The sequence below is a fragment of the Rhodococcus sp. NPDC019647 genome, assembly GCF_044389235.1.
GTDB classification, from domain to species: Bacteria; Actinomycetota; Actinomycetes; order Mycobacteriales; family Mycobacteriaceae; genus Rhodococcus_F; species Rhodococcus_F oxybenzonivorans.
Window position 1 is genome coordinate 694,300 of sequence record NZ_JBIRXS010000001.1, and the last position, 18,119, is coordinate 712,418.

Here is an 18,119-nt window from a genome sequence, read left to right on the forward strand (position 1 = left end):
CCGCGGCGTCCCTCAGCCGAGCGGCGGGCGGGAACCGGAGGCCGGGGCCCCGGCCTGGCGCAACTCGGCGCGCTGCTAAGCTGGCCGCGTCAGGCATCCTTTAACGATCCGTCCAGTGAGGCGGAGAAGGAGGTCGTTGTATGCGCGTGCCCGAAGGGTCCCGCCCTGCCGAGGAACCGGCAGAAGCAACACCGAAGTCGTCACCGGTAGTCGAGCCCGCGCGTGAGTTGTTGTCCGCAGCGGATGTAGGCCGCACGATTGCGCGTATCGCGCATCAGATCATCGAGAAGACCGCGATCGACGCCGCCGACGGTGAAGCGCCTCGCGTCGTCCTCATCGGGATACCCACCCGCGGTACGACCCTCGCGGCGCGTCTTGCTGCGAAGATCGAAGAATTTTCGGGTGTGCGTCCGCCGGTCGGTTCACTCGACATCACCCTCTACCGCGACGACCTGCGCACCAAGCCGCACCGCCCCCTCGAGCGGACCTCCGTCCCCGAAGGCGGTGTCGACAACGCGCTGGTGGTGCTGGTCGACGACGTGCTGTTTTCGGGTCGCACCGTCCGATCGGCTCTCGACGCCCTGCGCGACCTGGGACGGCCACGCGCTGTTCAGCTCGCGGTCCTCGTCGACCGCGGCCATCGGGAGCTGCCGTTGCGCGCCGACTACGTGGGGAAGAACGTGCCGACCGCCCGCACCGAGGACGTCAAGGTTCTCCTGGGCGAACACGACGGCCGTGACGCGGTCATGATCTCCGGGGGAAAGAGCTAAGTGAAGCACCTGTTGTCGATTGCGGACCTGACCCGAGGATCGGCGGTCGAGCTTCTCGACGAGGCGGAGCGCTTCGAACAGGCCCTCCTCGGGCGCGAGGTTCACAAGCTGCCGACCCTGCGCGGCCGGACCGTCATGACCGTGTTCTTCGAGAACTCGACGCGGACCCGGGTGTCCTTCGAGGTCGCGGGCAAGTGGATGAGCGCGGATGTGATCAATGTCAGCGCCTCGAGCTCGTCGGTCTCGAAGGGCGAATCGCTGCGTGATACGGCGATGACGTTGCGTGCCGCGGGCGCCGACGCGCTGATCGTGCGCCATCCGGCTTCGGGCGCCGCTCACCAGATCGCCTCGTGGACGGCCGGCCAGGACGACGGCGGACCGGCGATCATCAACGCGGGGGACGGCACCCATGAGCATCCCACTCAGGCGCTGCTCGATGCACTGACGCTGCGGCAGCGCCTCGGGGACATCGAGGGCAAGCGCATCGCCATCGTGGGTGACATCCTGCACAGCCGGGTGGCCAGGTCCAACGCGCTGCTGCTGTCGATGCTCGGTGCCGAGGTCGTTCTCGTGGCACCGCCCACGCTGCTTCCGGTCGGGGCCTCGTCCTGGCCGGTCACGGTTGCCCACTCGTTCGACGCCGAACTCCCCGGGCTCGATGCGGTCCTGATGCTGCGCGTGCAGGCGGAACGGATGAACGGGGGATTCTTCCCGTCCCAGCGTGAGTACTCGATCAATTACGGACTGTCCGAGAAGCGCCTCGCTCTGCTCCCGGAGCATGCCGTCGTGCTGCACCCGGGCCCGATGCTGCGCGGTATGGAAATCGCCTCCGCAGTCGCGGACTCCCCGAGAGCCGCTGTGCTGCAACAGGTCACCAACGGAGTGCACATGCGTATGGCCGTGCTGTTCCGACTGCTGGTCGGTGCCGAGGAAGTTGCCGGATGAGCAACTCGACAGAAACAGGAGAGACAGTGCTCATCAAGAACGCGTTGCTGTACGGCGAGGGCGAACCCACGGATGTGCTGCTCGACGACGGACTCGTCGCTGCCATCGGCGCGGACGCCGCGAAGTCCGCTGCTGCAGAAACCGAGGTCCTCGATGCGGCCGGCCAGATTCTGCTGCCCGGATTCGTCGATTTGCACACACATTTGCGTGAGCCGGGCCGCGAAGACACCGAAACCATCGATTCCGGTTCGGCTGCGGCTGCGCTCGGTGGGTACACGGCAGTGTTCGCCATGGCCAACACCAGCCCCGTCGCCGACTCGGTGGTCGTCACCGACCACGTGTGGCGCCGGGGGCAGGAAGTCGGGCTCGTCGACGTGCATCCGGTCGGGGCCGTCACCGTCGGGCTCGAGGGGAAGCAACTCGCCGAGATGGCGACGATGGCTGCAGGGTCCGGCCGGGTCCGGATGTTTTCGGACGACGGTCATTGCGTCTACGACCCACTGCTCATGCGCCGCGCCCTCGAGTACTCGAGCTCACTCGGTGTGCTCATCGCCCAGCACGCGGAAGAACCCCGGCTGACCGTCGGTGCCGTCGCCCACGAAGGCCCGACCGCGGCCCGGCTGGGCCTGGCCGGCTGGCCTCGTGCAGCCGAGGAATCGATCGTCGCCCGTGATGCGCTGCTCGCCCGGGATGCCGGCGCCCGTGTCCACATCTGCCATGCCTCCACCGCCGGAACGGTCGAGTTGGTGAAATGGGCTCGCGGGCAGGGCATTTCGATCACCGCCGAGGTGACGCCGCACCATTTGCTTCTCGACGACTCACGTCTCGAAACGTACGACGCCGTCAACAAGGTGAACCCGCCGCTGCGCGAAGCCAGTGATGTCGCGGCGTTGCGCGCCGGTCTCGCCGAGGGAGTCATCGACTGCGTCGCCACCGATCATGCCCCGCACGCCGAGCAGGACAAGTGCTGCGAGTTCGCCGCGGCCCGTCCCGGCATGCTGGGTCTGGAGACGGCGCTGTCGATCGTCGCGATGACCATGGTCCGGCCGGGCCTGCTCGACTGGCGTGGGGTGGCCCGCGTGATGAGCGAACGTCCCGCAGAGATCGTCGGACTCGACGACCAGGGGCGGCCCATCGCCGTCGGTGAACCGGCCAACCTGGTGCTGGTCGATCCGGATGCCGAATGGACTGTGCACGGGCCCGCACTCGCCAGCGTGGCGTCCAACACGCCGTACGAGTCGATGACGCTGCCGGCGCGGGTCACCACCACCATCCTTCGGGGGCGGATCACCGCGCGGAATGGTGACGTCCGCACTCCCGTACACAGCGGCGGAGGGCAGTGATGGAGAGAATCCTTTGGATCGTCGGGCTGGCCGCCTTCTGGGCGCTGGCGATCTACCTCATGTACGTCGGGTGGCGTGGCCGGGCCCGTCGGCAGGCCGACCGCATCGGTCAGCTGCCGTCCGTTCCCGCCCACCTCGGTGCGCAGACGATCGCGCCGGCCACCGGACTCTACGTGGGCAGCACGCTTGCACCCAGCTGGCAGGACCGAATTGCGGTCGGGGACCTCGGGTTCCGGGCCGCCGGTGAAATCTCGCGGTACCACTCCGGCGTCCTGCTCGAAAGGGACGGCGCCTCGGCGATCTGGATCCCGCAGGACGCGATTCGTGCGGTGCGCACGGAGCGTGGCCTCGCCGGCAAGGTCATGAGCAAGGACGGACTCCTGGTGATCCGATGGGCACTGCCGTCCGGCACCGAGATCGACACCGGATTCCGCAGCGACGACAAGTCCGTCTACCCCGCCTGGGTCAACTCGGGCGAGTCGGGCGGCACCACAGACAGTGAAGATTCAGCGAATGCGGCGAGCTCTGGCGAGGTCGAGCAGAACGGAGAGAACGCATGAGCGGCTATGACACCGACTCGGCAGTACTGGTCCTCGAGGACGGCCGGATCTTTCGCGGCACCACGTTCGGTGCCGTCGGGCAGACACTGGGCGAGGCCGTCTTCAGCACCGGCATGACCGGCTACCAGGAGACACTGACCGACCCCAGCTATCACCGCCAGATCGTGGTGGCCACGGCGCCCCAGATCGGCAACACCGGCTGGAACGACGAAGACGACGAGTCCGTCGGTCCCACCGGCAGCAGTGCGGAAGCGAAGATCTGGGTCGCCGGTTACGTGGTCCGTGATCCTGCGCGCCGCACTTCGAGCTGGCGCGCGACCGGGTCTCTGCAGGACGAACTGGTGAAGCAGGGTGTCGTGGGGATCGCCGGCATCGACACCCGGGCCCTCGTGCGCCACCTGCGCACCCGGGGGTCGATGCGGGCCGGAGTGTTCTCCGGAGATGCGCTCGCCGAGCCGGAGGTGTTGCTGGAGCGCGTGAAGAGCCAGCCGTCGATGCTCGGCGCCGATCTCGCGGGTGAGGTCAGCACGACCAGCGGGTATGTTGTCGAGCCGACCGGGGGCGAGGCCCGCTTCACGGTCGCCGCGATCGACTTGGGTATCAAGACCAACACCCCGCGCATGTTCGCCGAGCGGGGTATCCGCGTACACGTTCTGCCGTCCGATGCGACGCTCGAGCAGATCCTCGACCTGAAGGCCGACGGCGTGTTCCTCTCGAACGGTCCGGGCGACCCGGCCACCGCGGACGGCGCCGTACATCTCACGAAGGAAGTAATCGGGCAGGGCCTGCCCCTGTTCGGTATCTGTTTTGGCAATCAGATCCTGGGCCGCGCGCTGGGCCTCGGCACCTACAAGATGAAATTCGGTCACCGCGGAATCAACGTCCCGGTGATCGAACATGAAACCGGACGCATCGCGATCACCGCACAGAATCACGGGTTCGCGCTCGAGGGGGAGGCCGGGCAGGAATTCGACACGCCCTTCGGCAGGGCGGTGATCAGCCACACCTGCGCCAACGACGGCGCCGTCGAAGGAGTCCGTCTGCTCGACGGCTCGGCCTTCTCGGTGCAGTATCACCCTGAGGCCGCCGCCGGCCCGCACGATGCTGCTTACCTGTTCGACCGATTCACCAGCCTGCTCGAGGGAGTCAAGAAGTAATGCCACGCCGTTCAGATCTCTCCCACATCCTGGTGATCGGCTCCGGCCCGATCGTCATCGGCCAGGCCTGCGAGTTCGACTATTCCGGTACGCAGGCGTGCCGGGTGCTGCGCGAAGAGGGCCTGCGGGTCAGCCTCGTCAACTCGAACCCGGCCACCATCATGACGGACCCCGAGTTCGCCGACTCCACCTACGTGGAGCCGATCACGGCGGAGTTCGTCGAGAAGGTCATCGCCCTCGAGGCCGCGAACGGTCACCCCATCGACGCCGTTCTCGCGACCCTCGGCGGTCAGACCGCGCTCAACACCGCGGTAGCCCTGCACGAGCAGGGGATCCTCGAGAAGTACGACGTCGAACTGATCGGCGCCGACTTCGAAGCGATCCAGCGCGGCGAGGACCGCCAGAAATTCAAGGACATCGTCGCCAAGGTCGGTGGCGAGTCGGCCCGGTCCCGGGTCTGCTACACGATGGACGAGGTCCGCGACACGGTGGCCGAACTCGGCTTCCCCGTGGTGGTCCGGCCGTCGTTCACCATGGGTGGCCTGGGGTCCGGCATGGCGTACGACGACGAGGACCTCGCCCGCATCGCCGGTGGCGGACTGGCTGCGTCGCCCACCGCCAACGTGCTCATCGAGGAATCGATCCTCGGGTGGAAGGAATACGAACTCGAGCTGATGCGCGACGGCCGCGACAACGTGGTCATCGTCTGCTCCATCGAGAACGTCGATCCCGTCGGCGTGCACACCGGTGACTCGGTGACCGTCGCTCCCGCGATGACTCTCACCGACCGCGAGTACCAGGCGATGCGCGACCTGTCGATCGACATCCTGCGCGAGGTCGGCGTCGACACCGGTGGTTGCAACATTCAGTTCGCGATGGACCCGGCCGACGGCCGCCTCGTCGTCATCGAGATGAATCCGCGGGTGTCGCGGTCGAGTGCGCTGGCGTCCAAGGCGACGGGCTTCCCGATCGCGAAGATCGCGGCGAAGCTCGCCATCGGCTACACCCTCGACGAGATCGTCAACGACATCACCAAGGAAACTCCGGCGTGCTTCGAACCCACGCTCGACTACGTGGTGGTGAAGGCTCCCCGCTTCGCGTTCGAGAAGTTCCCCGGTGCCGACGCAACTCTCACGACCACGATGAAGTCGGTCGGTGAGGCCATGTCGATCGGCCGCAACTTCACCGAGGCGCTCGGGAAGGTCATGCGCTCGCTGGAGACGAAGCAGACCGGATTCTGGACCGGGCCGCAGGTGGCCACCGAGAACCTGGACACGCTGCTCGCCGAGCTCGCCGTGCCGCACGAGGGCAGGCTGTACGGCATCGAGAAGGCCATGAGTCTGGGTGCCACCCTCGAGCAGTTGTTCGACGCCACGGGAATCGATCCCTGGTTCCTCGACCAGATGTTGCAGATCCACGAGCTCGGTAGCGAGCTGCGCGAGGTGGAGGAGGTGGACGAGCGCGTGCTGCGGCGCGCCAAGCACCACGGGTTCTCCGACCGGCAGGTTGCGGCGCTTCGCCCCGAGCTGGGTGACGAAGATTCCGTTCGGGCTCTGCGCGAGCAGTGGAACATCCACCCCGTCTACAAGACCGTGGATACGTGTGCAGCCGAGTTCGAGGCGAAGACGCCGTACCACTACTCCACCTACGAGCTCGATCCGGAGGCGGAGTCGGAGGTGGCTCAGCAGACGGAGCGTCCGAAGGTCCTCATCCTCGGTTCGGGCCCCAACCGCATCGGTCAGGGCATCGAGTTCGACTATTCCTGTGTCCACGCGGCCCTGACGTTGTCCGAGGCCGGTTACGAGACGGTGATGGTCAACTGCAACCCGGAGACCGTCTCCACCGACTACGACACCGCCGACCGGCTGTACTTCGAGCCGCTCACGTTCGAGGACGTGCTCGAGGTGTACCGGGCGGAGTCGCTGTCCGGCACCGTCGCCGGCGTGATCGTGCAGCTCGGCGGACAGACACCGCTGGGTCTGGCGAAACGGCTGAAAGCCGCAGGAGTGCCCATCGTCGGGACCAGCCCCGAGGCCATCGACCTCGCCGAGGACCGTGGCGAGTTCGGCAAGGTATTGGTAGAGGCGGGATTGCCGGCGCCCAAGTTCGGAACGGCGACCACGTTCGCCGGTGCTCGCGACATCGCCGCCGGCATCGGATACCCGGTGCTCGTGCGACCGTCGTACGTGCTCGGTGGCCGAGGCATGGAAATCGTCTACGACGAGGCCTCCCTCGAGAGCTACATCTCCCGCGCCACCGAGATCTCCGACGACCGGCCCGTACTGGTCGACCGGTTCCTGGAAGACGCCATCGAGATCGACGTCGACGCGCTCTGCGACGGGAACGAGGTGTACATCGGGGGAGTGATGGAACACATCGAGGAAGCCGGCATTCACTCCGGCGACTCGGCGTGCGCCCTGCCCCCGATCACCCTCGGGCGCGCCGACCTCGAGAACGTCCGCCGTTCGACGGAGGCGCTCGCGAAGGGTATCGGCGTCAAGGGGCTGCTCAACGTGCAGTACGCCCTCAAGGACGACATCCTGTACGTCCTCGAAGCCAACCCCCGTGCCAGCCGGACCGTGCCGTTCGTGTCGAAGGCCACGGCCGTACAATTGGCCAAGGCCTGCGCCCGCGTCATGCTCGGCGAGACCATCGCGGAGTTGCGGAAAACCGGACTCCTTCCAGCCACCGGTGACGGTGGTTCCACCCCGGCGGACGCACCCGTCGCCGTCAAGGAGGCCGTTCTCCCGTTCAACCGGTTCCGGCGCGCCGACGGCACCGGGGTGGACACACTGCTGAGTCCCGAGATGAAGTCGACGGGCGAAGTCATGGGTATCGACGCCGACTTCGGCACCGCGTTCGCCAAGAGTCAGACAGCTGCGTACGGGTCACTCCCCACCTCCGGGTCGGTGTTCGTGTCGGTCGCGAACAAGGACAAGCGGTCGCTGATCTTCCCGGTCAAGCGGCTGGCCGACCTGGGTTTCCGGATCCTCGCAACAGAGGGCACCGCGGCGGTCCTTCGCCGCAACGGCATCGTCTGCGAGGACGTGCACAAGCACTCCGGCGAGCCCCTCGAGGAGGGCGCCCGCACCATCGTCGACCAGATCCGTGACGGTGAGGTCGACATGGTGATCAACACCCCGTACGGCAACTCCGGTCCCCGGGTGGACGGGTACGAGATCCGCAGCGCGGCCGTCGGCGTGAACATCCCCTGCGTCACCACCGTGCAGGGCGCGTCCGCTGCGGTCCAGGGCATCGAGGCCGCGATCCGCGGCGACATCGGCGTTCAGTCGCTGCAGGCGTTGCATGCCCGGCTGCGCTCACCGGCCGGGTTCGAGGGTTCCGACACGGGTTCGCTCACCTCGTGACGGACCGGCACCACGACCAGGCGTGGGGTGCTCGGCTGAGGGCCGCGGTCGAGCACCGCGGCCGCCTGTGCGTCGGCATCGACCCGCACCCGGGGTTGCTCGAGGCGTGGGACCTTCCCGTCGATGCGGAGGGGCTCGAGGCCTTCGCCGAGATCTGCGTGGAGGCCTTCGTCGGTGAGGTGGCCGTCGTGAAGCCCCAGGTGGCGTTCTTCGAAGCGTACGGCTCGGCCGGGTACGCGGTGCTCGAACGCACCATCTGTGTCCTCCGGGAGGCCGGGACGCTCGTCGTCGCGGATGCCAAACGCGGTGACATCGGGTCGACGATGGCCGCCTACGCGCAGTCGTGGCTCGGCCCGGACTCGGCGCTGTCTTCCGATGCGGTGACGGTGTCGCCCTATCTGGGGTTCGGTGCGCTCGAACCGGCCCTCTCGCTGGCGGCGGAGCAGGGCCGTGGGCTGTTCGTGCTTGCTCGCACCTCGAATCCCGAGGGCGGGGACTTGCAGGGCGCTGACGTTGCCGGGGGCGTGTCGGTGGCGCAGTCCGTGGTGAATGCGGCGACCGAGCACAATGCGGCAGAATCCGACCTGGTCGGGCTGGTAGTCGGTGCGACACGCGGACACGGTCTGAATTTGTCAGAATTTTCCGGACCAATTCTGGCGCCGGGACTGGGTGCCCAGGGTGCCACAGCACGTGACCTTGCGGACATTTTTCCCGATTCCCGGAAGTTGCTGCTGCCGAACAGTTCTCGCGGTATTCTCCGTGAGGGTCCGTCGGTGACGGCCCTGCGTGCGGCCGCTGTGAAGGTTCGTGACGAGGTTGAGTCCGCACTCTCATAGCCCACCGGAATCCGGCTTTGACCTCGGGGGGTGGGTTCGCAATCGGCGCCGGGCGTGAGTACGGTCGCTATCGCTGCTGGTTATCCAGTGGTTTGGACTATTTGCCAACGACGAGACGGAGGAACCGTGGCCCTTCCCCAGTTGACTGATGAGCAGCGCGCTGCTGCTTTGGAGAAGGCAGCTGCTGCCCGTAAAGCCAGGGCTGAGCTCAAGGAGCGCCTGAAGCGTGGCGGCACCGACCTCAAGCAGGTTCTCAAGGACGCCGAGGACGACGAGATCTTGGGCAAGATGAAGGTGTCGGCGCTGCTCGAGGCACTGCCCAAGGTGGGCAAGGTCAAGGCGCAGGAGATCATGACCGAGCTGGAGATCGCTCCGACCCGTCGCCTCCGTGGCCTCGGCGATCGGCAGCGTAAGGCCCTGCTCGCCAGGTTCGACTTCGAGGCCTGAGCACGACAGTGGTAGCTGACGTTCGAGTGTCAGAAAGAAAGACCGCAGTGCGGAGGGGTCGGCTGGTTGTCCTGGCCGGCCCCTCGGCTGTCGGTAAGTCCAGCGTGGTGAGATTGTTGCGGGAACGGCTGCCGGAGCTCGTCTTCAGCGTGTCCGCGACGACACGCAACCCACGCCCGGGCGAGGTGGACGGCAAGGATTACCGCTTCACCTCTCGCGACGAATTCCAGCGGATGATCGAGTCGGGCGAGCTGCTCGAGTGGGCGGAGATCCACGGTGGCCTCCAGCTGTCGGGGACCCCCGCCGAACCGGTCCGCCGCGCCATCGAGCAGGGAAAACCGGTGCTGGTCGAGGTCGATCTCGCGGGCGCCCGGGCAGTGCGGGCTGCGATGCCGGAGGCGCTTCTGGTCTTCATGGCCCCGCCCAGTTGGGAAGCACTGGTCGAGCGCTTGACCGGCCGGGGCACCGAATCGCCGGAAGTGGTGGAGCGTCGTCTCGCCACCGCGAAGGTCGAGCTCGAGGCTCAGGACGAGTTCGACGAGGTCATCGTCAACGAGGATGTCAGCCGATCGTGCGACGAGTTGGTATCCTTGTTGGTTGGACCCCGGGAACAGTCCGGGTAGACCACTAGTTCTCACATCCACTAGCCAGAACTATTTCAGGAGATACCGAGTGAGCAGCACCCCCGCAGTCGCGTCCGCAACCCCCAGCCATGGCGCCCTGCCTGCCTATGACACACCGCTCGGAATCACGAATCCTCCGATCGACGAGCTGCTCGCACGCACCTCGTCGAAGTACGCGCTGGTCATCTACTCGGCCAAGCGTGCCCGTCAGATCAACGATTACTACAACCAGCTCGGTGACGGCATCCTCGAGTACGTCGGCCCCCTGGTGGAGCCGGGCCTGCAGGAGAAGCCCTTGTCCATCGCGCTGCGTGAGATCCACTCCGATCTGCTCGAGCACACCGAAGGCGAGTGAGCGGAGGAACTGCCGTGCCCGACAAGGCGGCGAGCCCCGGGCTCGCGACGGGTCTCTCCGAATCTGCCCCTTCCGCAGTCGCGCGTAAGCGAATCGTCGTCGGCGTCGGCGGCGGCATCGCGGCGTACAAGAGCTGCGCGATCATCCGCGCGTTCACGGAGAGCGGGCACCACGTGCGCGTCATCCCGACCGAGTCCGCCCTCGAGTTCGTGGGCCGGGCGACGTTCGAGGCACTGTCCGGCAATCCCGTGCACACCGGAGTATTCGCCGACGTTCCGCAGGTGCCGCACGTCCGCCTGGGGCAGGAAGCGGACCTCGTGGTCATCGCGCCTGCCACCGCGGATCTGATGGCCCGTGCCGTGGCCGGACGGGCCGACGACCTGCTCACCGCGACGTTGCTCACCGCACGATGTCCCGTGGTGTTCGCGCCCGCGATGCACACCGAGATGTGGGAGCATCCCGCCACGGTGTCCAATGTGGCAACCCTGCGCCTGCGTGGGGCGACGGTGATCGAGCCGGCATCCGGTCGCCTGACGGGCAAGGACACCGGAGCTGGCCGACTGCCTGAGCCGGACGAGATCGTCGGACTCGCCTCGTTGCTCCTCGAACGGCCCGACGCGTTGCCGCGCGATCTCGAAGGGCGTCGGATCCTCGTCTCGGCCGGTGGCACCCGGGAACCGCTCGATCCGGTGCGTTTCCTCGGCAACCGCAGCTCCGGCAAACAGGGCTATGCCATCGCCCGTCTCGCGGTACAGCGAGGCGCCGACGTCACGCTGGTGTCCGGGTACACGGCAGGCCTCGCCGATCCGGCCGCCGTAGACGTCGTCCACGTGCGCACCGCCGAGGACATGCGTGCTGCCGTCGCCAAACAGGCGCCCGAGTTCGATGCGGTCGTGATGGCGGCCGCGGTCGCCGACTTCCGGCCGTCCACCACGGTGGCCAGCAAGATCAAGAAGGGCGCCGGAGAACCCGACTCCATCGCGCTGACCAAGAACGAGGACATTCTGGCCGGTCTGGTGCAGTCCCGGGCCGAAGGAGGGATCCCGTCGGCCACTGTGATCGTCGGTTTCGCCGCCGAGACCGGTGACGCGGACGGAGACGTCCTCACCTATGCGCGCGCCAAGCTCGCCCGGAAGGGATGCGACCTTTTGGTCGTCAACGCCGTCGGGGAGGGTAAGGCCTTCGAAGTCGACCACAACGACGGCTGGCTGCTCGGCTCGGACGGTTCGGAGTCGGCTCTCGAACACGGCTCGAAGGCACTGATGGCGAGCCGGGTGCTCGATGCCGTCGAGCAACTGTTCCGGGCACACTGAGGACGAATCCTCGGTTGTTTCGGTGAGCGTAAAGGTGTCACTCACACCGGGGTGCCGCTAGGGTCGTTCGCGATGGTACATAGCTAAGCTGTTTCCAAGCGCTGTCCAGAAGACAACTGTCGAGAGGGAATTCTGTGAGCCAGTCCGGTAGTCGGCTATTCACCAGTGAGTCTGTGACCGAGGGGCACCCGGACAAGATTTGTGATGCGATCAGCGACTCCATCCTCGACGCCCTCCTCACGGACGACCCACGCGCCCGGGTCGCAGTCGAGACCCTGGTTACCACAGGACAGGTCCACGTCGCCGGCGAGGTGACCACCACCGCCTACGCCGACATCCCCAAGATCGTGCGCGACACCGTGCTCGAGATCGGGTACGACTCCTCGGCGAAGGGTTTCGACGGCAACTCCTGCGGCGTCAACGTGGCGATCGGTGCGCAGTCCCCGGAGATCGCGCAGGGCGTCGACCATTCACACGAAGCCCGGACCGGTGGCCTGACCGACGACGACATCGACCGGCAGGGGGCCGGCGACCAGGGACTGATGTTCGGGTTCGCCACCACGGACACCCCGGAACTGATGCCGCTGCCGATCGCGCTGGCTCATCGGCTCTCACGTCGCCTCACCGAGGTCCGTAAGTCCGGCGTCCTGCCGTACCTGCGGCCGGACGGAAAGACGCAGGTCACCATCGAGTACGACGGGGACAAGCCCGTCCGCCTCGACACCGTTGTCATCTCTACGCAGCACGCTGCCGACATCGATCTCGACAACCTCCTCACACCGGATCTGCGGGAGAAGGTTCTCGGATCGGTGCTCGCCGACCTCCGGATGCCGGAGCTCGACACGTCGAACATTCGACTTCTCGTCAATCCGACGGGCAAGTTCGTCCTCGGTGGCCCGATGGGTGATGCCGGGCTGACCGGGCGGAAGATCATCGTCGACACCTATGGCGGAATGGCCCGTCACGGTGGTGGCGCGTTCTCCGGCAAGGACCCGTCGAAGGTGGACCGGTCGGCCGCCTACGCCATGCGCTGGGTCGCCAAGAATGCGGTCGCGGCAGGTCTCGCGGATCGCATTGAGGTTCAGGTGGCGTACGCGATCGGCAAGGCTGCGCCCGTCGGGCTGTTCGTGGAGACGTTCGGAACCGAGAAGACCGATCCGGTGCGGATCCAACAGGCGATCACCGAAACCTTCGACCTGCGTCCGGGCGCCATCATCCGCGACCTCGACCTGCTGCGCCCTATCTACGCACAGACCGCCGCGTACGGGCACTTCGGCCGTACCGACATCGATCTTCCCTGGGAGAGCGTCGACCGGGCGGAGAAGCTGCGCGCAGCTGCAGGTCTCTGATCGGTAGCAGCCCTGCTGCGGGCGCCCTCCCGGTGGAGGGCCGGCTGTGACGTCAGCCAAGCTTGCGGCGGAGGTCGATCCGGTGGCGCGGGTGCTGCCGATGCTGCCGCTCCCGCACCTCGACCGTGAGTTCGACTACCTCGTTCCTCGCGAGCTCGACGAGCAGGCACAGCCGGGTGTGCGCGTGCGCATCCGATTTGCGGGGCGTCTCGTGGACGGTTTCGTGGTTTCCCGGACGGCGACCAGCGATCACCAGGGACGCTTCGGCTGGCTCGAACGGGTGATCTCCCCGGAGCGAGTACTCACTCCGGAGATCACCCGGCTCGTGGAACTCGTTGCCGCTCGGTACGCGGGTACCCGAGCGGATGTGCTGCGCCTGGCCATCCCGCCCCGGCATGCCCGGGCAGAAGCCGAGGCCGCGCCGGAATCCGCACCGACACCGGAACACGCCGTCGACCGAGAAGCGTGGGCCCAGTACGTTCACGGTGAGGCGTTCCTGACCGCCCTTGCGGAGCAGCGGAGTCCGCGGGCCGTCTGGCAGGCGCTGCCCGGCGAAGATTGGCCGGCACGACTGGCCGAACTGTCGGCAATCGCCGCCGGTGCCGACACCAGCACGGTCATCGTGGTGCCCGATCAGCGCGATCTGGATCGGGTGGTTGCGGCCGTGGAGTCCCTGCTGGGCAGTAGCCGGGTCGTCGGTCTCGCCGCGGGTCTCGGCCCCGCGCTGCGGTACCGGCGTTGGCTTGCCGCCCTGCGCGGGACCGCCAAAGTGGTCGTGGGCACCCGAAGTTCCGTGTTCGCGCCGACGCCTCGGACAGGTCTGATCGTCATCTGGGACGACGGCGACGACAGTCACTCCGAGCCGCGGGCGCCCTACCCCCACGCTCGCGAGGTGGCGCTCCTACGGGCGTACGCCGGCGGAAGCGCAATGGTGGTGGCGGGGCATGCCCGCACCGCCGAGGGGCAGGCCCTCGTCGACTCCGGATGGGCACACGACCTGGTCGCGTCCCGCGACGTGGTCCGGGCCCGCGCCCCCAAGATCACCGCCCTCGCTGACAGCGATCACGCGCTCGCCAGAGACCCGGGAGCCCGCGCTGCCCGCCTGCCTGCCATTGCCTTCGCCGCGGCACGCGAGGCGCTCGGTGCAGGCAGGGGAGTGCTGGTCCAGGTGCCCCGCCGGGGGTATGTCCCGAGTCTCGCGTGCGGCAAATGCCGCGCTCCTGCCCGCTGCAGACGGTGCAACGGGCCCTTGGCGCTTCCGTCGGCCGCCGGTCCGGACGGGGCGGGCACACCGGCATGCCGATGGTGCGGAGTCGCGGACGCCGCGCACCGCTGTCACGCCTGCGGCGCCCGAGCGCTGCGGGCCGTGGTGGTAGGAGCAGGCCGGACGGCGGAGGAACTCGGGCGAGCGTTTCCCGGTGTACCGGTCCGGATGTCCGGGGGAAGCGATGTCATCGACGTCGTCGAGCAGGGGCCGGCGCTGGTGGTCTCCACCGTCGGCGCCGAACCGGTGATGACCGGCGGATACGGCGCCGCACTGCTCCTGGACGGCTGGGCGTTGCTCGGACGTCCGGATCTGCGAGCGGCTGAGGAGACCCTGCGGCGCTGGATGACGGCTTCGGCCCTCGTGAAGCCGTTCGGTGACGGTGGCCAGGTTGTCGTCGTAGCCGATTCGGGTATTCCGACGGTGCAAGCACTGGTCCGCTGGGATCCGGTCGGTCACGCCCGCGCGCAGTACGAAGAACGGGCAGAAGTCGGGTTTCCGCCGGCGATTCATCTGGCGGCCGTCGACGGCAGCGCAAAGGCTGTCTCGGAGCTCCTGGACCTGGCCGAACTCCCCGATAACGCGGAATTGTTGGGCCCTGTGGAACTGCCAGCGGGGGCCCGATTGCCTGTCGCCGGTGAATCGCCGGAGCCGGCCGATATCGAGCGGATGCTGGTGCGCGTACCCCGTGGTGAGGGAAAACCGTTGGCGGAGGCGCTGTCTGCCGCTCAAGCGGTGCGCAGTGCCCGGCGGGAATCGCATCCGGTGCGAGTCCAGATCGACCCCATCCACATCGGCTGATGCCCGATGAACTCATCCCCGATGGTTGCGCGAGCGTTTTTGACGATATATCGTTGATGCATCATCGATAAGCCTGAGGAGGCTGACATGCAGAACTTTCATTTCGGACACCGCGGTTCCCACAGGGACCGATTCGCGCACCAGCGGACGGGCCGCCCGGAGGGCCCGCACCGTCACGGGCACCGTCGCGGGCCGTTCGGTCCGGACGGAGATCCCGGATTCGGTCCGGGTATGGCGTTCGGCCGAGGCCGGGGCCGCGGTGGCAGGGGGCGACGCGGTGATGTCCGCTCGGCGATCCTCCTGCTGCTCGCGGAGGAACCGATGCACGGGTACGAGCTCATCCAGCAGATCGTCGACCGCAGTGGTGGGGTGTGGAAGCCCAGCCCCGGGTCGATCTACCCCGCACTGTCGCAGCTCGAGGACGAGGGGCTCGTTCTCATCGAGAAGGTCGCGGGACGCAAGACCGCTCGACTGACCGAGGAAGGGAAGACGTTCGTCGAGGCGAACACCGCTGAGCTCGGCACCCCCTGGGACGACGTCCGCGAGAGTGTCGGCCGGCCGGCGGAAGACCTGCGCGGCCTGATCGGGCAGCTCATGGGCGCGGCAGGGCAGGTCGCCGCTGTAGGGAATGAGGACCAGATCCGGCGCGCCGGAGACATTCTCACCGAAACCCGGCGTGCGTTGTACCGGCTTCTCGCGGAGGACGAACAGGACTCCGGCGACACGAAGAGCGCCGACTCCTAGCGACACACCGCGCGCAGGGTCCCACTCTCGTCGCGACACCACGGGCACACTCTGGGAAAGTTCACAGGGAATAACCGCGGTGTCGGGGAGAGATCATGAACCTTCGAGGTGTTGTCACGGTCGCTGCTTGTGTTGCCTTGCTGTCTTCCGCCGGGCTGACCACAGCCCAGGCCGAAGACGTTCCGGCGTCGAGACTCGAAGTGCCCGCGGGTGTCGGGGTCCCGCAGAGCGCGCGCAGCGCGGCCGCCGCGTACGCGAAAGCGCATCCGGGCAGCGCTCCCGCCGGATCGAACGACTTCTCCTGTACGCCCGCGCCCGAGCATCCCGAGCCCGTCGTTCTCGCGCATGGCACCGACGCCAGCGCCTACACCGACTGGGCGGCGTTGTCCCCCTTGCTCGCGGCGGACGGATACTGCGTCTTCGCCCTCAATTACGGCGGCAAACCCGGCGCCGACACGTACGGCACCGAAGACATCGTCGACAGCGCCGGAGAATTCGGCCGATTCGTCGCCCAGGTCCGCGAGTCGACGGGTGCGGAAAAAGTCGACGTGGTCGGATACTCGCAAGGAGCGAACGTCAGCCGGTACTACGTGAACAAGCTCGGTGGTGCGCGCTTCGTCGATCAGTGGGTAGGGCTCGCTTCCCCCAGTTACGGCGGTGTGATGTTCGGGCTCGCCCCGATGTTCCAGGCGCTCCCCGGTGGGCTGGACGTGGTCACCGAGCTCACCTCTGTGGCGGTCGGTCAGCAGATGCAGGGGTCACCGTTCATGACCGGACTGAATGCCGGCGGCGACACGGTTCCCGGTGTCTCCTACACCACCGTCAGTTCGCGCTACGACGAAATGATCCAGCCGTATTCCAACATGGCGCTGCACGGCGACGGGGCGGTGAACCTCGTCATCCAGGACCTGTGTCCGCAGGACGGGTCGGGGCATTTCCGGGCACCGTATGATCCGTTCGCGTTGGATCTCATCCGAACTGCTCTGGACCCCAACGCTATTCCGATTGCGCGATGCGAGTTCGTTCCGATCGGCGCGGACATTCCCCAGGTAGTCGTCGACAGTAACTTCTGATATCCAGACGCGAGTGTGGCCTGTCACCGGCGCACTTGCGCGTTGAGTCGCGCCGCCTGTCGCGTGAGGTGGTCGCGTTCGGCGAGGCTGGACGCCGATCGGGCAGCGTCGGCGTAGAGCCGTGCAGCGGTCACGGGGTCACCGTCCCGCTCGTGGAGGTATGCCCCGACGGCGGCGTACCGAGGCAGGGCGGGGTCGATCTCCGCGAGGGCGGCCAGGCCGGCCCGCGGACCGCCGGCCTCGCCGACTGCGACAGCCCGATTGAGGCGCGCTACCGGGCTGTCGGTGAGGCGCACCAGTTCGTCGTACCACTCGACGATCTGCACCCAGTCGGTCTCCTCGGCGGTACGGGCATCGGCGTGGAGCGCGGCGATGGCTGCCTGGACCTGGAACTCGCCTAATCGGTCGCGGGCGAGGGCTGCCTGTAGTACGTCGATGCCCTCGGCGATCAGGCGGGTGTCCCACAGACTGCGGTCCTGCTCGGCGAGAGGCACGAGGCTACCGTCGGCGGCGGTCCGTGCCAGGCGTCGGGCGTGGTGGAGCAGCATCAGCGCGAGCAGGCCCGCCACCTCCTCGTGCCTGACCTCGGCTGCCAGTTGGCGGGTGAGCCGGATCGCCTCCGCGGCGAGGTCGACATCGCCTGAGTAACCCTCGTTGAAGACGAGGTAGAGCACACGCAGCACCGTGGCGACGTCACCGGGCTGGTCGAACCGGACTTTCGAGATGGTCCGCTTGGCCCGGGTGATCCGCTGGGCCATCGTCGCCTCGGGTACGAGGTAAGCCTGCGCGATCTGACGCGTGGTCAGGCCGCCGACCGCGCGCAACGTGAGCGCGACGGCCGACGCCGGTGCCAGGGAAGGATGCGCGCACAGGAAGTACAGCTGGAGTGTGTCGTCGACCGACCGTGCCGTGCCCGGTGCGGGCTCCACCTCGACGAGCGCCTCGCGTCGGCGCAGGGAGGTATCGGTGCGGGTGGCGTCGAGGAACTTGCGCCAGGCGACGGTGATCAGCCAGCCCTGGGGATCTCGCGGCGGATCGGCCCGCCACACGCGCACCGCTTCCACCAGAGCGTCCTGCACGGCGTCCTCGGCCGCCGCGAAGTCGGCTCCGCGGCGGACGAGGATCCCGATCACCGTGGGGGTGAGGGTCCGCAGCACGACCTCGTCCACCT

Annotated in this window: 16 protein-coding genes; 15 read left to right on the forward strand and 1 reads right to left on the reverse strand. The window is 67.5% G+C overall.

Annotation, left to right across the window (positions count from 1 at the left end):
• The first annotated feature begins 140 nt into the window (after nt 1-140).
• From pyrR to ACH49N_RS03430, 15 genes are all read left to right on the forward strand, one after another.
• The gene (gene pyrR / locus ACH49N_RS03360; protein ID WP_159922691.1) at nt 141-770 is read left to right on the forward strand and encodes a bifunctional pyr operon transcriptional regulator/uracil phosphoribosyltransferase PyrR; all 630 of its coding nucleotides are present in this window, start codon (nt 141-143) and stop codon (nt 768-770) included.
• Complete coding sequence (locus tag ACH49N_RS03365) at nt 771-1,715, forward strand: aspartate carbamoyltransferase catalytic subunit (protein ID WP_159922689.1); 945 nt, start codon at nt 771-773, stop codon at nt 1,713-1,715. It abuts the gene before it with no gap.
• Nucleotides 1,712-3,058 carry a dihydroorotase gene (locus ACH49N_RS03370; RefSeq protein ID WP_358270055.1) on the forward strand — a complete coding sequence of 449 codons (1,347 nt, stop codon included), beginning with the start codon at nt 1,712-1,714 and terminating at the stop codon, nt 3,056-3,058. Before ACH49N_RS03365 ends, ACH49N_RS03370 begins: the two co-directional genes overlap by 4 nt.
• Nucleotides 3,058-3,618, forward strand: a complete 561-nt coding sequence (locus ACH49N_RS03375; RefSeq protein WP_358270053.1) for a transporter — start codon at nt 3,058-3,060, stop codon at nt 3,616-3,618. The genes ACH49N_RS03370 and ACH49N_RS03375 overlap by 1 nt, the downstream gene beginning before the upstream one ends.
• Nucleotides 3,615-4,775 carry a glutamine-hydrolyzing carbamoyl-phosphate synthase small subunit gene (gene carA, locus ACH49N_RS03380; RefSeq protein WP_159922683.1) on the forward strand — a complete coding sequence of 387 codons (1,161 nt, stop codon included), beginning with the start codon at nt 3,615-3,617 and terminating at the stop codon, nt 4,773-4,775. Before ACH49N_RS03375 ends, carA begins: the two co-directional genes overlap by 4 nt.
• Complete coding sequence (gene carB, locus ACH49N_RS03385) at nt 4,775-8,143, forward strand: carbamoyl-phosphate synthase large subunit (RefSeq protein ID WP_358270052.1); 3,369 nt, start codon at nt 4,775-4,777, stop codon at nt 8,141-8,143. Before carA ends, carB begins: the two co-directional genes overlap by 1 nt.
• Nucleotides 8,140-8,979 (forward strand): orotidine-5'-phosphate decarboxylase, encoded by an 840-nt coding sequence (gene pyrF / locus ACH49N_RS03390; protein ID WP_358270050.1) that lies wholly within the window; start codon nt 8,140-8,142, stop codon nt 8,977-8,979. The genes carB and pyrF overlap by 4 nt, the downstream gene beginning before the upstream one ends.
• A gap of 126 nt (nt 8,980-9,105) precedes the next feature.
• Nucleotides 9,106-9,426: an integration host factor, actinobacterial type gene (mihF, locus tag ACH49N_RS03395; RefSeq protein ID WP_005262298.1), complete on the forward strand. Its 321-nt coding sequence runs from the start codon at nt 9,106-9,108 to the stop codon at nt 9,424-9,426.
• An 8-nt stretch (nt 9,427-9,434) separates the two neighbouring features.
• Nucleotides 9,435-10,049, forward strand: coding sequence for a guanylate kinase (gene gmk, locus ACH49N_RS03400; RefSeq protein WP_358270049.1), 615 nt, complete (start codon nt 9,435-9,437; stop codon nt 10,047-10,049).
• A gap of 49 nt (nt 10,050-10,098) precedes the next feature.
• The gene (gene rpoZ / locus ACH49N_RS03405) at nt 10,099-10,404 is read left to right on the forward strand and encodes a DNA-directed RNA polymerase subunit omega (protein ID WP_109330269.1); all 306 of its coding nucleotides are present in this window, start codon (nt 10,099-10,101) and stop codon (nt 10,402-10,404) included.
• Nucleotides 10,405-10,418: 14 nt separating this feature from the next.
• Entirely contained in the window at nt 10,419-11,717 is a 1,299-nt protein-coding gene (gene coaBC, locus ACH49N_RS03410; protein ID WP_358270727.1) for a bifunctional phosphopantothenoylcysteine decarboxylase/phosphopantothenate--cysteine ligase CoaBC, read from the forward strand.
• A 134-nt stretch (nt 11,718-11,851) separates the two neighbouring features.
• Nucleotides 11,852-13,066, forward strand: a complete 1,215-nt coding sequence (metK, locus tag ACH49N_RS03415) for a methionine adenosyltransferase (RefSeq protein WP_109330265.1) — start codon at nt 11,852-11,854, stop codon at nt 13,064-13,066.
• 100 nt (nt 13,067-13,166) lie between these two features.
• Nucleotides 13,167-15,131, forward strand: coding sequence for a primosomal protein N' (locus ACH49N_RS03420; protein WP_284708363.1), 1,965 nt, complete (start codon nt 13,167-13,169; stop codon nt 15,129-15,131).
• Nucleotides 15,132-15,218: 87 nt separating this feature from the next.
• The gene (locus tag ACH49N_RS03425) at nt 15,219-15,875 is read left to right on the forward strand and encodes a PadR family transcriptional regulator (protein ID WP_358270046.1); all 657 of its coding nucleotides are present in this window, start codon (nt 15,219-15,221) and stop codon (nt 15,873-15,875) included.
• Between the two features lie 95 nt (nt 15,876-15,970).
• Nucleotides 15,971-16,948 (forward strand): alpha/beta fold hydrolase, encoded by a 978-nt coding sequence (locus ACH49N_RS03430; RefSeq protein WP_358270045.1) that lies wholly within the window; start codon nt 15,971-15,973, stop codon nt 16,946-16,948.
• A 23-nt stretch (nt 16,949-16,971) separates the two neighbouring features.
• On the opposite strand, the gene ACH49N_RS03435 is transcribed toward ACH49N_RS03430, so the two are convergent.
• The gene (locus ACH49N_RS03435) at nt 16,972-18,117 is read right to left on the reverse strand and encodes a DUF6596 domain-containing protein (RefSeq protein WP_358270726.1); all 1,146 of its coding nucleotides are present in this window, start codon (nt 18,115-18,117) and stop codon (nt 16,972-16,974) included.
• Nucleotides 18,118-18,119 lie beyond the last annotated feature (2 nt).

What these genes read in the sequence shown, in the direction of transcription:
- pyrR (WP_159922691.1), top strand. Translation starts at nt 141, where the DNA reads ATGCGCGTGCCCGAAGGGTCCCGCCCTGCCGAGGAACCGGCAGAAGCA.
- ACH49N_RS03370 (WP_358270055.1), top strand. Translation starts at nt 1,712, where the DNA reads ATGAGCAACTCGACAGAAACAGGAGAGACAGTGCTCATCAAGAACGCG.
- ACH49N_RS03375 (WP_358270053.1), top strand. Translation starts at nt 3,058, where the DNA reads ATGGAGAGAATCCTTTGGATCGTCGGGCTGGCCGCCTTCTGGGCGCTG.
- carA (WP_159922683.1), top strand. Translation starts at nt 3,615, where the DNA reads ATGAGCGGCTATGACACCGACTCGGCAGTACTGGTCCTCGAGGACGGC.
- carB (WP_358270052.1), top strand. Translation starts at nt 4,775, where the DNA reads ATGCCACGCCGTTCAGATCTCTCCCACATCCTGGTGATCGGCTCCGGC.
- ACH49N_RS03420 (WP_284708363.1), top strand. Translation starts at nt 13,167, where the DNA reads ATGCTGCCGCTCCCGCACCTCGACCGTGAGTTCGACTACCTCGTTCCT.
- ACH49N_RS03425 (WP_358270046.1), top strand. Translation starts at nt 15,219, where the DNA reads ATGCAGAACTTTCATTTCGGACACCGCGGTTCCCACAGGGACCGATTC.
- ACH49N_RS03430 (WP_358270045.1), top strand. Translation starts at nt 15,971, where the DNA reads ATGAACCTTCGAGGTGTTGTCACGGTCGCTGCTTGTGTTGCCTTGCTG.